General features: G+C 32.9%; 11 protein-coding genes and 2 pseudogenes. 12 read left to right on the forward strand and 1 reads right to left on the reverse strand.

The window, feature by feature from the left end; all coding sequences use genetic code 11:
- Positions 1-138: 138 nt before the first annotated feature.
- The 7 genes and pseudogenes from pepV to AAA453_RS07160 all read left to right on the forward strand — a co-directional run bounded on the left by pepV (position 139) and on the right by AAA453_RS07160 (position 7,621).
- Positions 139-1,548 (forward strand): dipeptidase PepV, encoded by a 1,410-nt coding sequence (gene pepV, locus AAA453_RS07130; protein ID WP_046465597.1) that lies wholly within the window; start codon positions 139-141, stop codon positions 1,546-1,548.
- Between the two features lie 2 nt (positions 1,549-1,550).
- Entirely contained in the window at positions 1,551-2,396 is an 846-nt protein-coding gene (gene dat / locus AAA453_RS07135) for a D-amino-acid transaminase (protein ID WP_069818273.1), read from the forward strand.
- 466 nt (positions 2,397-2,862) lie between these two features.
- Positions 2,863-3,654: a phosphotransferase family protein gene (locus tag AAA453_RS07140; protein WP_046465595.1), complete on the forward strand. Its 792-nt coding sequence runs from the start codon at positions 2,863-2,865 to the stop codon at positions 3,652-3,654.
- Positions 3,655-3,666: 12 nt separating this feature from the next.
- Complete coding sequence (gene trmB / locus AAA453_RS07145; RefSeq protein ID WP_046465594.1) at positions 3,667-4,311, forward strand: tRNA (guanosine(46)-N7)-methyltransferase TrmB; 645 nt, start codon at positions 3,667-3,669, stop codon at positions 4,309-4,311.
- Positions 4,312-4,348: 37 nt separating this feature from the next.
- Positions 4,349-5,951 (forward strand): annotated as a pseudogene (locus AAA453_RS07150) (IS3 family transposase).
- A 327-nt stretch (positions 5,952-6,278) separates the two neighbouring features.
- Positions 6,279-6,676: pseudogene (locus AAA453_RS07155) on the forward strand (transposase); the annotation flags it as partial.
- 117 nt (positions 6,677-6,793) lie between these two features.
- A complete protein-coding gene (locus AAA453_RS07160; RefSeq protein WP_427707050.1) occupies positions 6,794-7,621 on the forward strand; it encodes a YtnP family quorum-quenching lactonase in 828 nt (275 codons plus the stop codon).
- A gap of 161 nt (positions 7,622-7,782) precedes the next feature.
- Here AAA453_RS07160 and AAA453_RS07165 read toward each other — a convergent pair whose 3' ends face one another.
- On the reverse strand, positions 7,783-8,103 hold the full coding sequence (locus tag AAA453_RS07165) for a hypothetical protein (RefSeq protein ID WP_046465591.1): 321 nt from the start codon (positions 8,101-8,103) through the stop codon (positions 7,783-7,785).
- Positions 8,104-8,218: 115 nt separating this feature from the next.
- Here AAA453_RS07165 and AAA453_RS07170 point away from each other — a divergent pair, with 115 nt between their 5' ends.
- The 5 genes from AAA453_RS07170 (at position 8,219) to AAA453_RS07190 (ending at position 14,993) form a co-directional block, all read left to right on the forward strand.
- Positions 8,219-9,262: a M42 family metallopeptidase gene (locus AAA453_RS07170; protein WP_427707052.1), complete on the forward strand. Its 1,044-nt coding sequence runs from the start codon at positions 8,219-8,221 to the stop codon at positions 9,260-9,262.
- A gap of 19 nt (positions 9,263-9,281) precedes the next feature.
- Complete coding sequence (locus AAA453_RS07175; RefSeq protein WP_046465589.1) at positions 9,282-9,590, forward strand: thioredoxin family protein; 309 nt, start codon at positions 9,282-9,284, stop codon at positions 9,588-9,590.
- Positions 9,591-9,719: 129 nt separating this feature from the next.
- Positions 9,720-10,583: a DUF1444 domain-containing protein gene (locus AAA453_RS07180; protein WP_046465588.1), complete on the forward strand. Its 864-nt coding sequence runs from the start codon at positions 9,720-9,722 to the stop codon at positions 10,581-10,583.
- Positions 10,584-10,596: 13 nt separating this feature from the next.
- The gene (gene ytpR / locus AAA453_RS07185; RefSeq protein ID WP_069815347.1) at positions 10,597-11,196 is read left to right on the forward strand and encodes a YtpR family tRNA-binding protein; all 600 of its coding nucleotides are present in this window, start codon (positions 10,597-10,599) and stop codon (positions 11,194-11,196) included.
- Positions 11,197-11,213: 17 nt separating this feature from the next.
- Complete coding sequence (locus AAA453_RS07190) at positions 11,214-14,993, forward strand: DNA translocase FtsK (RefSeq protein ID WP_427704225.1); 3,780 nt, start codon at positions 11,214-11,216, stop codon at positions 14,991-14,993.
- The last annotated feature ends 19 nt before the right edge of the window (positions 14,994-15,012 follow it).

Below are 15,012 nucleotides of genomic sequence, written 5' to 3' on the forward strand. Positions count from 1 at the left end.
ATATATATAGGTTGAACTGTTTTATCTGTTAGCGAAACAGTTGGAATTTTTAAAAAATAATGACATCTCACTGTAGTTTCTGCCACACATCATGTAAAATATTAAATATATAAGTTTGGAGAAGGAAGTGGATCACAAATGTGGAAAGACAAAGTGAAAGAATATGAAGATCTAATCATTGAAGATTTGAAAGGTTTATTATCTATTGAGAGTGTTAGGGAAGATAATAAAGCATCGACCGAATATCCAGTTGGACCTGGTCCACGAAAAGCCTTAGATTACATGTACAAAATAGCTGAACGCGACGGATTTGGCACACATGATGTAGACCATATTGCTGGTCGAATTGAAGCGGGTGCTGGAGAAGATGTTTTTGGTATATTATGCCATGTTGATGTCGTACCTGCTGGAGAAGGTTGGGATTCTGACCCATTTGATCCAGTTGTGACAGACGATAAAATTATTGCAAGAGGTACGCTTGATGATAAGGGACCAACAATTGCAGCGTACTATGCAGTTAAAATATTAAATGATATGAATGTAAATTGGAAAAAACGTATACATATTATAATAGGCACTGACGAAGAATCTGATTGGCAATGTACTGAGCGTTATTTTGAAACTGAAGAAATGCCTGCTTTAGGATTTGCACCAGATGCAGAATTCCCTGCAATTCACGGCGAAAAGGGTATTACTACTTTTGATGTGATTCAAAACGAAAAAGCAGAAGACCAAGACGAGCCAGAATATGAATTAATTTCATTCAATTCAGGACAAAGATATAATATGGTACCTGATGAAGCTGTGGCGAATGTATCTGTAAAAGAAAACATGACTGATGTCATTCAAAACTTCGAACAATTTGTTCACGAGAACAATATTGAAGGGGAAAGCATCGTTGATAGTGGCGTACTTGTATTAAAAGTTCAAGGAAAAGCCGTACACGGTATGGATCCTTCTATAGGTGTTAATGCTGGTTTGTACTTGTTGAATTTCTTATCTAGTCTAGATTTAGACAAAACAGCAGCTAATTTCGTGAATTTCAGTGAAAAATATTTATTTAATTCTCATTTTGGAGAAAAAATGGGTATGAAATTTCACACAGATGTTATGGGTGATTTAACGACGAATATAGGTGTCATGTCTTATGACAATGTTGAAGGTGGAACATTTGGTGTTAATTTAAGATATCCACAAGGATTTGAATTTGAAGAAGCAATGACGCGCTTCAAGAGTGAAGTTCAACCACTTGGATTTTCAATTGAATTAGGTAAAAACCAAACACCGCATTATGTAGAAAAAGATGATCCCTTCGTTCAAACGTTAGTACAAGCCTATAGAAATCAAACAGGTGACGAAACAGAACCATACACAATTGGTGGTGGCACATACGCACGTAATTTAGACAAAGGTGTTGCCTTTGGCGCAATGTTCAGTGATTCTGAAGATTTAATGCACCAAAAAAATGAATATATCAGTAAAAAGCAATTGTTTGATGCGACGAGTATCTACTTAGAATCACTATATACTTTGTGTGTGGAGGAATAAATATGACAAAAGTATTAATAAATGAAAGATTACTAGAGGAAAAAGATGCGAATGTAGCTTATAACGATAGAGGATATGTATTTGGTGATGGTATTTATGAATATATAAGAGTTTATGACAATCATCCTTTTACTGCCAATGCGCATTTTGAAAGATTATTAAGAAGCGCTAAAGAAATTGGCTTAGAATTAAACTATACAGTTGATGGCCTTATAGAACTTGTACGAGAACTGATAGCTGCTAATGGTATTGTTAATGGCGGCGTATATATTCAAGTGACGCGTGGTACTGCGCCGCGTGATCATGCCTTTCCTACGCCATCAGTAAAAGCGAATATCACAGCTTTTACAAAATCTTATGACCGTCCATACAAATTATTAGAAGAAGGCATAAACGCCGTAACGACTGAAGATATCCGCTGGTTAAGATGTGATATAAAAAGCTTGAATTTATTAGGCAATGTATTAGCAAAAGAATATGCTGTTAAATATAATGCACAAGAAGCAATCCAACACCGTGGTGAAACTGTTACAGAAGGATCTTCAAGCAATGTTTACGCAATTAAAGATGGCGTGATTTATACGCACCCAATCAATAACTATATTTTGAATGGTATTACGCGTATGGTAATAAAAGAAATTGCTGAAGAAAAAGGTATTTCGTTTAAAGAAGAAACATTTACTTTAGAATTTTTAAAAAATGCGGATGAAGTTTTGGTTTCAAGTACATCAATTGAAGTGATGCCAGTTGTTAAATTAAATGGTGAAGCTGTAGGTGATGGAAAAGTAGGACCAATCACTAAATCGCTACAAGAAGGATTTAATAGATATATTGACACGCATAGTTAATAATTTCAATAAATGGATAGAAAATGTAACATATATTAAGGTCAAATTATGTTATAATTCTTACTGAGCCGTTTAATAGAATTCCATAAAGGTATGGAATCAAAATGTGAATTTTAATTTCTCATTTATAGTTGAAATAAAGTATTAAAGATTATAAAATCTTTTATAAGTCGTGAAATTTGGAAGTAAAAAATTTCACAAAAAAAGATAGAGAAATATTAAATTAATACTCTGTTAAGAGCTAATTTATGATATGATGTAAAAGTTATTGTAAATTAGCTCAGACAGTATGAGTATTAATAAATTAAAAAGAACTTGAACCATGATGGGACAATGTGTCAGTCATAAAACTTGAGGCTGCACAATTTTGGTTGGAGTTTATAATTTTGAATTAAAAAATTATTATATATGGCTCTCGAAAATTCTTTTCAGGAGCCATTTTCTAGTTGAAAGTGAGGTGAACGTGTTGGAGCAGTTTTATCAATTAGGATGGACGCTTGATTCAGCAGGTGGTGCATCTGGTGAAGCTTATATGGCTGAACAGGATGGGCAGAAATTATTTTTAAAAAGAAATTCAAACCCCTTTATCGCAGCCTTATCTGCTGAAGGTATTGTGCCAAAACTAGTTTGGACGAAACGAATCGAAACTGGAGAAGTTGTAACGGCGCAACATTGGAAAAATGGTAGAGAACTTACTTTCAATGAAATGCATGAACAAAGAGTAGCTAATTTATTGAAAAAAATTCATAGTTCTAGAACACTATTGAATATGTTAAAACGAATGGAAATGGAGCCGATCACACCAGATATTTTGTTAAATAAAATTAACGCTTCATTATCTAGAGAAGTTTTAACGCATCATGTAGTAAGAAAAGCATTAACGTATTTAGAAGACCATATGCCTAATTTAGATCCACGTTTCTTTACCGTTGTACACGGCGATGTTAACCACAATAATTGGCTATTATCAGATCGTGATGAGCTTTACTTAGTTGATTGGGAAGGCGCGATGATTGCTGATCCTGCAATTGATTTAGGCATGCTGCTATACAATTACGTTCCTGAAAAAAAATGGCCTCACTGGTTAGATGTTTATGGAACTAAAGACTCAATGGACTTACAAAAACGTATGAAATGGTATACAGTTATTCAGTCTATAGGTATGGTCCAATGGTATGAAGAACAAAAGCGCTACAAAGATATGAATATGTGGCTCAAATTCTTAAATGAAGTAATGAATAACAATGCTTTTATATAAGGAGTTATCAGAATGAGAATGCGTTACAAGCCTTGGGCAGAAGATTATTTGAAATCACATCCTGAACTAGTGGATATGGATGGTAGTCATGCAGGGCATATAAGTGACTGGTTTGATAAAGACCAAGAGATATACATTGAAATAGGATCAGGAATGGGACAGTTTATTACAACACTTGCCGGACAAAACCCTGACATAAATTTTATTTCTTTGGAACGAGAAAAAAGTGTAGTGGTTAATATTGTAGATAAAGTTAAAGAACTTGGTCTTACTAACATTAAATTGATTTGTAACGATGCACTGGAGCTCAATGAATATTTCAAAGATGGCGAAATTGATCGCATATATTTGAATTTTTCAGATCCATGGCCTAAAAAACGACATACTAAACGCAGATTGACGTATCATACGTTTTTAGCACTGTATAAGCAAGTTTTGAAAGAAGACGGAGAACTTCACTTTAAAACTGACAACAGAGGTCTTTTTGCTTATAGTTTAGAGAGTATGTCTCAATTCGGCATGTATTTTACTAAACTCAATTTAAATCTTCATCAAGAAGATGACGAAGATAATATAGAAACTGAGTATGAAAGAAAGTTTTCTGACAGAGGTTCAAGAATTTATCGAATGGAAGCAAAATTCCATAAAAATTTATAATGATTTTCAAATTAAAAGCAGCAATCTATTAGTTTTGATATGCTCCCTTCAAAGTAGACACTTAAAAAGTAAAAACTTTGAAGGGAGTTTTTTTGTGTCTCAAAAACTTAAAGTAGATTTAAATTCACTTCTTATTGCCTTTGACAAATATGAAGAAGGCATGAGTTTTGCGAATATTGTAGATGAATTAAACCTAGATATTCATACAGGTATATTAAGAGATAAATACTATCAATATTTAGATAAAGGTATGGAATCGTTGATTCCAAAATCAAATAACAATAGTTATTCAAAAGAATTTAAAATGAACGTTGTTGATGAATATTTTCATAGTGAGTTATCTTATCGAGATTTAGCGATTAAATACAACGTGCCATCACATAAGACTATAATTAATTGGACAAAACGTTATACTGAGGATAAAGAGAACCAAAATTATTCTTCAATATCTGAGGTGTATATAATGAAAGCGAAAAAAACGACTTATGAAGAAAAATTAAATATCGTTAAATTTTATCTGGATAATGAATTAAGTTACAAAGAAATAGCCCAAAGATTTAATGTTACTTACGGTCAAGTGTACCAATGGATACAAAAATATAAAGAGCATGGCGACTGACGGTCTAATCGATGGTCGAGGTAAAGGTAAACCTCAATCAATATTAACTTCTGAAGAAGTTAATGAAGCTGAAATTAAAGCATTAAAAGAACGTAATAAAATTTTAGAAATGGAAAATAAAGTTTTAAAAAAATATCAAGAAATAGAAAGAGAGATGATGAATCAAAAATCAAACAAATCACGGCATACGAAACGATCCAAACGCTAAAAGAAGAATATCCTGTTCAACAACTATGCCAAACGCTTGGAATTTCAAGATCCAGTTATTATAAATGGATTCATCGCGTACCTACACAAAGAGATGTAGAAAACGAATCTTTAATGGAAGACATACAAGAAATATATGATAAATATAAAGGCATTTATGGTTACAGACGTATTTACATTTATATTCGAATTAAATTAGGTAAAAAAGTGAATCAGAAGCGTATTTATCGATTAATGAAAAAACTGAGGCTAACTGCTGTCATACGTCGTAAGAGAACACCATATAAACGTTCAACGCCTCAAATCACAGCTGAAAATATATTGAATCGTGAATTTCAAGAAGATAAACCTAACGTTAAATGGTTAACTGATGTAACTGAGTTTCGACTTAAAGCTCGGAAACAAAGTATATTTAAGTGCTATTTATGATTTAGGTACAAATAAAATAGTTAGTTATGAAACAAGTGCTTCAAATAATAATCAACTCGTATTTAACACTTTTGATAAAGCAGTATGTAATATGGACTCTACCGAAGGTATTCTTTTGCATAGTGAACGAGGGTACCAATACACATCTAGGCGATTTAGAGATAAATTAAATCGCTTTGGCGTAATTCAAAGTATGTCGCGTGTTAGTAGATGTATAGATAATGGACCAATGGAAAGTGTTTGGGGGATTATTAAAAGTGAGATTTATAGAGGAAATAAACATTATTTATTTGAGAATATAGAAAGAGCTAAAATTATTATAGATGATTATATTCATTTTTTTAATAATGAGCGCATCACATTAAAAATGGCTGATCTCGCTTAATACGAGATCAACCTAAAATTTAATTATTTACTTGTCTACTTGACTGGGTGCAGTTCAGTTTCTAATGGATTGCTGCTTTTCTATTTAAAATATTCCGATTTTGAAAACGCATGTTTGCCTCGGGTATGGGAGTGGGACAGAAATCTAATTTTTCTAATAAGATTTCGTCGTCCCACCCTGGCAAAGATGACTAGAAGTGAAACAAGCTTCATATTATGCGCGTTTTCACTTCAGTCATCTACTGCCAATATAGCAATAGAGTTGAGATATTATTTGTTTTACAGACTCATACTATTCTACTAGGCGTCAGCGCTTTAAAAAATCGGTACAATTAAACCTTATTTAGAGCACATTAAAAATTATCATGGTGACATTCCTGTATATATCGTTGCTGCAGGCAATGGAAGTGAACCAAATTATTTATCTATTCTAGATGATTTTGGTAAAACACCTTTAGTTACATATGGAATGTTTATCAAAGAACAAAAAAAGAAATATAAAAATGACAAGTTTAATACACAAAACTGGCCATACAACGAGATTAACGATGAACTTATTTGTCCGAATAATTGTAGATTACCTTTTATAAAGTATGATTATAGAAATGATAAATATGGTTTTAGAAGAGATTTCAAACTATATGACAGTGATAGTTGTAACGGATGTTTATTAAGAAATCAATGTATTAAAAATAACTCACTATCTAATAAAAAGTAATGAAGAATTAGAATTGGGGATATTTTAAATTTCAAATCATTGCCTTTATTTTACGTAGTAAATGTATTGTATTACTATAGTAAGTAATTGACGTTGTTAAATGAAAGGTGAGGAGGAATTAAATGATGAAATTAGGTAATTATAAAGTACATTATTTAAATGGGGGTATTACTCATATTGATGGGGGCGCAATGTTTGGCGTTGTACCTAAAGCATTATGGACAAAGAGATATGAAGTAAACGAAAAAAATCAAATCCCATTACCGACGCATCCGATACTTATCCAAACTGAGGACAAAAATATTGTTGTTGATACTGGTGTTGGTGCGGGAAAATTAACTGATAAAGAACGTAAAATATTTGGTGTCCATTATGAGAGTGATATGGAAAATGATTTAAAAGCGTTAAATCTAACACTAGAGGATATTGATTATGTATTAATGACTCATCTTCATTTTGACCATGCAGCTGGGCTAACGGATAACGATGGGCACGCTATTTTCAGTAATGCAATCCATGTCATTCAACAAGACGAATGGCATGAGTTCCAAAGTCCAAATATACGTAGTAAATCGACTTACTGGCAGAAAAATAATGGAGATTTTAAAAATAAATTAATGCTTTTTGAGAAAGAGATAGAAATATATCCTGGCATTCAAATTCGTCATACTGGGGGACATAGTTACGGACATTCAGTAGTAACAATAGAAAGTGAAGGAGAAAAAGCAGTGCACATGGGAGACATCTTCCCGACACTGGCTCATAGAAATCCATTGTGGGTAACAGCATATGATGACTATCCTATGCAATCCATAAGAGAGAAAGAACGTTTAATTCCAAACTATATTATGCAAGATTATTGGTTCTTATACTATCATGATGCTAATTACTTTGCTGTGAAATTTGATAAGAATAAATTGAATGAAATAGAAACTTATATTTCGAGAAATTAAAAAGGTTAAAGTTATGAACGAAGAGATATGGATAATCACTGTTTTAGAAACGGATGGGTGTGGTCCTTGTGTCTATACAGTGTAAACCTTTATCTCTTGTCTTGTAATGTTTATCAGTGCTTTGAGCGATTGATACATTACATGTTCAAAACTTTAACCTTTTATGATTCACATTCAATAATATCTATAACTTCTCCACTTTTTGCATCTGCAAAAAAGTCATAATATGTTAATGTTTTATTGTTTTGTGTGGTAATACCACCTTGAAAAACAATAAAATTATCATCGGATTTTTTATACGTAATCGGTTCATTCAATATATAAGATCCTACAACATTCATAAAGTATGTTCTTACTTCAGTAATAATTTTATCTGGATCGTGATATTGTAGATCTTTTTGACGTTTATAAAAATAAGTCGCTCCGACAATTGTTGTTAGTGAAATAAATAAGATGATAAGCCAATTCTTTTTATTTAACATAACACAATCTACCTCCAATAAAGTCATATTTATAGTTTACCATAATGAAGATGATATAATAAATAGTAAGGAGTGAGGGACATTGAATATAGACAATAATAAAACATTAGCTAGAATGAAAACATTAACAGAATTACATGGGGCACCTGGTTTTGAAGATGATGTAAAAGCATACCTTAAATCAGAATTAGAACCATTTGTAGATGAGTTTGTTTATAATCGCATGGGTGGCATTTACGGTGTTAAACGTTCGAAAGTAAAGAATCCAAAGCGTGTAATGGTGGCTGCTCACATGGATGAAATTGGCTTTATGATTACAAATATTACAGAAAACGGTATGATACAATTTACAAATTTGGGTGGCGTTGCTACAGATATTTGGCAAGGTCAACGACTTAAAGTAAAATCGCGTAAAAATGAAGAAATCATCGGCGTGGTGGCGAATATACCTAAACATTTTAGGACAGGTAATGAAGGTGCACCTAAAATAGAAGATTTACTTTTAGATATTGGCTGTGAAAATCCAAAAGAGGTAAGAAAACGTGGCATTGAAATTGGTGATTCAATTGTTCCAGAAACACCGTTCACACAATTATCAGAGCATCGTTTCTCAAGTAAGGCTTGGGACAATCGTTATGGTTGTCTGCTTAGCATTGAATTATTGGAATTATTAAAAGATGTAGAGCTTGGCTATGACTTATATGTAGGTGCTAATGTCCAAGAAGAAGTTGGTTTAAGAGGAGCTAAAGCGTCTGCTGAATTGATAGACCCTGATGTGGCTTTTGTAGTAGACTGTTCACCAGCTAATGATATGAAAGGTAAACAGAATTTATCTGGAGAATTAGGTGCTGGCACATTAATTAGAATTAAAGATGGTACGATGCTACTTAAACCAATTTTTAGAGATTACCTATTAGATTTAGCTGACCAATTTAAAATTAAGCATCAATATTATATTTCACCTGGTGGTACTGATGGTGGAGAAATCCACAAAGCAAAAATCGGTATCCCAACCGCAGTAATTGGAGTTTGTGCACGATATATCCATAGTACAAATGCAGTGTTTGATATAAGAGATTACGAAGCTGCAAGAGCATTATTAACACAAGCTACAACTCAATTAGATGATTCTAAAATTGAAGAATTACAATATAAATAACACACTAAGGAGTGATTGGATGCAACAATTAGAAACTGAACAACAATTTGAGCAACTTAAAAACGAGCAAACAGTATTTTTATTTACGGCTGATTGGTGTCCTGATTGTAAAGTGATTGAACCTGAATTACCACAGTTGGAGGAAAAATACACTAATTACAAATTCATCTCAGTTGATAGAGATAAATTTATAGATATTTGTGTGGAAAATGGAATTATGGGTATACCAAGTTTCTTAGTTTTCCGTAATGGCTCACAAATCGGTAGTTATATTGGAAAAGAAAGAAAATCCATTGAACAAATTGATAACTTTTTAGCTTCTTTATAAAAAATTTTACTTCGTAAATAATTAATGTTGAAATATAAAAATATATACCCTTAGAACTTACATTTTTTCTGTTCCTAAGGGTGTATTTATTGTAAACTATAATAAGGCACGTAAATAGGAGTGTTAACAATGAATGTCTTTCAAATGAGAGATAAATTAAAAGATCGATTAAGCAAACCAGAAGTAAAGTTTACTTTTAATCGTGAAGATGAAACGCTACGTATATCTAGAGTAGACAATGGCAAGGGCGTCACTGTTAAAGTTGCTACGATAGTAGCTAAATATAAAGAACAAAAAGAAAATATAGTAGATGAAATTGTATATTATGTAGAAGAAGCAATTGAACAAATGAAAGGGGAGGGGCTATCAGAGGTTAATAGTGCTCAAATCATGCCAGTACTGAGATCCCCAAGCTTTGATAAAAAAGACAAAGATGGTAATGCATTTGTTATAGAAGAACACACTGCAGAAACAAATATTTACTATGTAGTTGATCTAGGGAAATCATATCGTCTTATGGATGAAAAAATGTTAGAGTCAATGAAGTTATCTAAGCAACAATTAAAAGAAATGGCTTTATTTAATGTGCGAAAATTAGAAAATAAATATACTACAGATGAAGTAAAAGGCAATATATTTTACTTTATTAACTCTAACGATGGCTATGATGCGAGTAGAATCTTAAATACAACATTTTTAAATGAAATACAAGACCAATGTGAAGGAGAAATGTTAGTTGCAGTGCCACATCAAGATGTCTTGATTATTGCAGATATCCGTAATAAAACGGGTTATGACGTAATGGCACATTTAACTATGGAATTCTTTACAAAAGGCTTAGTGCCTATCACATCATTATCATTAGGTTACGACAAAGGTCATTTTGAGCCTATTTTCATCTTAGGAAAAAATAACAAACAAAAAAGAGATCCTAACGTGATACAAAGATTAGAAGCAACAAGAAAACAATACGAAAATAAAGATAAGAAATAAGGAGTATATAGATATGAATTTATTTTATAATAAAGAAGCAGTAGGAGACGTTGCATTTTTACAAGTTGAACCAGCTAGCGGTGAGTTCAACTATGAGTATAAAGGTGATGTTGTTGAAATTAAAAGTGAATCACAAGTTGTAGGTTATAACATTTTTAATGTATCAGAAAAATCAACTATAAGTGGAAATGGACATGTTAAGTTAACTGAAACATTAGTTAATGAATTTCAAAAAGCCATTGAAGATGCTGGATTTACATTTAAATTAAAGGCAGATTTATCTCCTAAGTTTGTTGTAGGCTATGTTGAAACTAAAGAAAAGCACCCAGATGCTGATAAATTAAGTGTGCTTAGTGTTGATGTAAGTACTGAAAAGTTACAGATAGTTTGTGGTGCAGCTAATATAGATGCTGGACAAAAAGTAGTAGTGGCTAAAGTAGGCGCTGTAATGCCAAGTGGTATGGTTATTAAAGATGCTGAGCTAAGAGGTGTAGCTTCAAGTGGTATGATTTGTTCTATGAAGGAACTTGATTTACCCAATGCACCTCAAGAAAAAGGGATTATGGTCTTATCTGATGATTATACAGTTGGCCAAGCATTTTTTGAAGAATAAAAGGAGGTAATGTACGAATGAGCTGGTTCGACAAGTTATTTGGAGAAGATAATGATTCTACAGAAGATTATCTTAGTAAAAGAAACCAACGACGTCAAAAAGCTACACAACAAGAAGAACAAGATTCATTACTTCCTCAGAACAATGATGTTTATGAAAGACCCAAAGGAAAATTCAGGTTTCCAATGCGTATTTTAGAAGAAGCGAATGAAGCCAAGCATCCAGAAGAAGATTCAATTTCAAAAGATAGTTCAGATTATGGTAATCAACAACATAGTGACCGTCATGCTTCAGACTCAATAAATGCTAATCATAAGCAGAGAAGACGTAGACATATGTATGATAAGACAGCTTCTAATGATGTTAATACACAAACAGAAAATCAGCCGTCACAAAAAGAAACATATTCAGAACCAAAACGAGAACCAAAATCTCATAAAGGTCAACGAATGAGAATACAAACTGATGTTTTACGTGCAAATGCTTCTAAGAAAACTAAAAGAGACATACCTATGTATCATGAGAGTGATTTTAAAGCGAGTGAAGTGCCATCTGCAATATTTGGTACTCAAAAGCCACACCCGCTGGAAAACGGTGTTATAAAACCTTCAGACGAAACTGAAAACGGAAATAGCGAGCAAGTTTCAAATGATGAAGATAACAAAACACAATCACAAACTCTAGCACAGGAATCATCTGAAATACATGACACTAAAATTTATAATGACCAATTTGTAGAACCATCAAATGATGCAACAGACGATGAAAATTTACAAGTTGATAATCAGCAACCATATTCTTTTGAAGATAATGACTATTTAGAAGCGCAAGTGGAAGAAGATAATGAACAGTCACAACAACTTTCTGAACAAAAGCAGCGATCTTCAAATGAACAACCTAAAGTAAACAACGCAATTAATATTGAAAATATTTACGCATCACAAATCGTAGAAGAAATTCGAAGAGAACGTGAACGTAAAGTACTTCAAAAACGCCAATTCAAAAAAGCGTTGCAACAAAAACGTCAAGAAAACCAAGATAATAACGAAGACAGCATACAAAAAGCAATAGATGAAATGTATGCCAAACAAGCACACCATTTTATTGGAGAAAGCTCTTTAGACGAAGAGAGCAAAAATAAAAATGTTTCTGAACATCAAACAGAAGCATCGATTCAAGACGCTCAACTATCCGATGATAGTCAACAAAATGAGGATGAAAGCAGCTTAGGCGCTACATCACCATTTAATTATGAAGAAATTGATTTAGATCATGTGCGTGATGTACATACAATTAATGATGAATACGTAAATGTAGATGCAGATTTAGAATCAGAATCGCCTGATAGTGACATTGAAAATCATGCATCAACTGAGTACAAATCATTAAATGATGATGTCGAAACAACCATTTCAAACGATGATACTTTAAATACAGTTGAAGATAATAATGAAAATATTTCTGATGAAAATCTTTATGTAGAAATAGAAGATAATGAAGATATATCAGACGCTCAATATAGAGAAGTGACAAGCCCACAAAATGAATTAACAGAAGCGGATAGTATTATATCTGAGGGCGAGAGCGAAATACATTGTGAAGATCAGGAGTTAGCGACTGAAACAGAACTAAATAGTGCTCAAGATATGACACAACCGTCAGAATCAGAGATGTCATCGGAATCTGTATCTAATGAAATAGCTGAAGTACAACAAGATTCAGCACAATACAATACAGAGCAATCTGATACAGACCAATTTGAAATCGAAGATGAAGTGGTTGATCAAGAAACACAGCTTGATCCTAGTAGTACGCAATCAAGTGTACTAAAAAATGAAACAACTGAATCAAGTGAAGCAGCTACAAGTAGCAATCAAACATCAATTAGAAAAGGTAGCAAGCCATTTAATGTTGTTATGACACCTTCTGACAAAAAACGTATGATGGATGCTAAAAAACCTAAGAATAGTAATCAGCATTTTACAAATTCAAGTAACACATCACAATCATCACAAAATGAAAGTAAAGAAATTGAATCCAATGATCTTGGTACTGAAAGTGTAGTTAAAGATGAAACAGTTGGACAAGAGCAACAAGAGCAACAAGAGCAAAATCTGACATCAACGCCCGAAATAACAGAACATCCATCAACTACTATGGATGCATCAAATCATAGTGAACAATCTATCAATCATGGAACGTCAGAAAAACATGACGATGAAATAAATCCATCTTCAGTTGACTCCGCTCAACATGCGGAGCATAAGGAAACTGAAATTAATAATGAACAGACGTCACCAATAACACAAAATCAAGAGCCGAAATTAAAACCCGAGATGGCACACAATCAATTAGACGCTAACAAGACAACTGACGACAGTGGTAAGCCAACAATTAGAAGAGGGCCAAATATTAAGTTGCCTAACTTAGATTTATTAGAAGAACCTAAACAACATGAAATTGATAACGCTTGGATTGAAGATAAAAAACAAGAATTGAATGATGCGTTTTACTATTTTAATGTACCCGCTGAAGTTCAAAACGTTACTGAAGGACCAAGTGTCACACGTTTTGAATTATCAGTAGAAAAAGGTGTCAAAGTTTCTCGAATCACTGCATTGCAAGACGACATTAAAATGGCACTTGCAGCTAAAGATATTCGTATAGAAGCACCAATCCCTGGTACTAGCCTTGTAGGTATAGAAGTTCCTAATCAGAACGCTACCACAGTCAATTTACGTTCAATTATTGAAGATCCCACATTTAAAAATGCAGAGTCTAAATTAACTGTTGCTATGGGGCTTAGAATTAATAACGAACCTTTACTAATGGATATATCTAAAACCCCACACGCACTTATAGCTGGTGCAACTGGTTCAGGTAAATCTGTGTGCATAAATAGTATTTTAATGTCATTATTATATAAAAATCATCCAGAAGAGCTAAAATTATTACTTATTGATCCTAAAATGGTAGAATTGGCACCATATAATGATTTACCACATCTGGTAGCGCCTGTTATTACTGACGTAAAAGCGGCGACACAAAGCTTAAAATGGGCTGTAGAAGAAATGGAACGTCGTTATAAAGTGTTCGCAAAATATCACGTAAGAAATATTACTGCTTTTAATAAGAAAGCAACTTACGAAGATAGAATGCCAAAAATTGTTATAGTAATAGATGAATTAGCTGATTTAATGATGATGGCGCCACAAGAAGTAGAACAATCTATCGCACGTATTGCTCAAAAAGCCCGTGCATGTGGGATTCATATGTTAGTAGCAACACAACGTCCATCAGTAAATGTCATTACAGGTTTAATTAAGGCAAACATACCTACAAGAATTGCATTTATGGTATCATCTAGCGTTGATTCAAGAACCATTTTAGATAGTGGCGGCGCTGAACGCTTGTTAGGTTATGGAGATATGCTTTATTTAGGCAGTGGTATGAATAAACCGATACGTGTTCAAGGCACATTTGTATCGGATGATGAAATAGATGATGTTGTTGATTTTATAAAACAACAAAGAGATCCAGAATATTTATTTGAAGAAAAAGAATTATTGAAAAAAACGGAAGCACAACCTCAGGATAGTTTATTCGATGATGTATGTAGTTTTATGTTGAAAGAAGGTCATATTTCTACTTCATTAGTACAACGCCATTTCCAAATCGGTTATAATCGTGCAGCGAGAATTGTAGACCAATTAGAACAATTAGGTTATGTTTCTGGAGCAAATGGTTCAAAACCAAGAGATGTATACATTACAGAATCAGATTTGAATGAGAATTAAATAGAGATAAAGGAGTGTT

The sequence above is a fragment of the Staphylococcus parequorum genome, assembly GCF_039237145.1.
In the GTDB taxonomy this organism is placed as follows: Bacteria; Bacillota; Bacilli; order Staphylococcales; family Staphylococcaceae; genus Staphylococcus; species Staphylococcus equorum_A.

Excerpts from the sequence above, each read along its gene's own strand:
- AAA453_RS07170 (WP_427707052.1), top strand. The coding sequence starts at position 8,219 with ATGAAAACATTAACAGAATTACATGGGGCACCTGGTTTTGAAGATGAT.
- trmB (WP_046465594.1), top strand. The coding sequence starts at position 3,667 with ATGAGAATGCGTTACAAGCCTTGGGCAGAAGATTATTTGAAATCACAT.
- dat (WP_069818273.1), top strand. The coding sequence starts at position 1,551 with ATGACAAAAGTATTAATAAATGAAAGATTACTAGAGGAAAAAGATGCG.
- AAA453_RS07165 (WP_046465591.1), bottom strand. The coding sequence starts at position 8,103 with ATGTTAAATAAAAAGAATTGGCTTATCATCTTATTTATTTCACTAACA.
- AAA453_RS07180 (WP_046465588.1), top strand. The coding sequence starts at position 9,720 with ATGAATGTCTTTCAAATGAGAGATAAATTAAAAGATCGATTAAGCAAA.
- AAA453_RS07175 (WP_046465589.1), top strand. The coding sequence starts at position 9,282 with ATGCAACAATTAGAAACTGAACAACAATTTGAGCAACTTAAAAACGAG.
- pepV (WP_046465597.1), top strand. The coding sequence starts at position 139 with ATGTGGAAAGACAAAGTGAAAGAATATGAAGATCTAATCATTGAAGAT.
- AAA453_RS07160 (WP_427707050.1), top strand. The coding sequence starts at position 6,794 with ATGAAATTAGGTAATTATAAAGTACATTATTTAAATGGGGGTATTACT.
- ytpR (WP_069815347.1), top strand. The coding sequence starts at position 10,597 with ATGAATTTATTTTATAATAAAGAAGCAGTAGGAGACGTTGCATTTTTA.
- AAA453_RS07190 (WP_427704225.1), top strand. The coding sequence starts at position 11,214 with ATGAGCTGGTTCGACAAGTTATTTGGAGAAGATAATGATTCTACAGAA.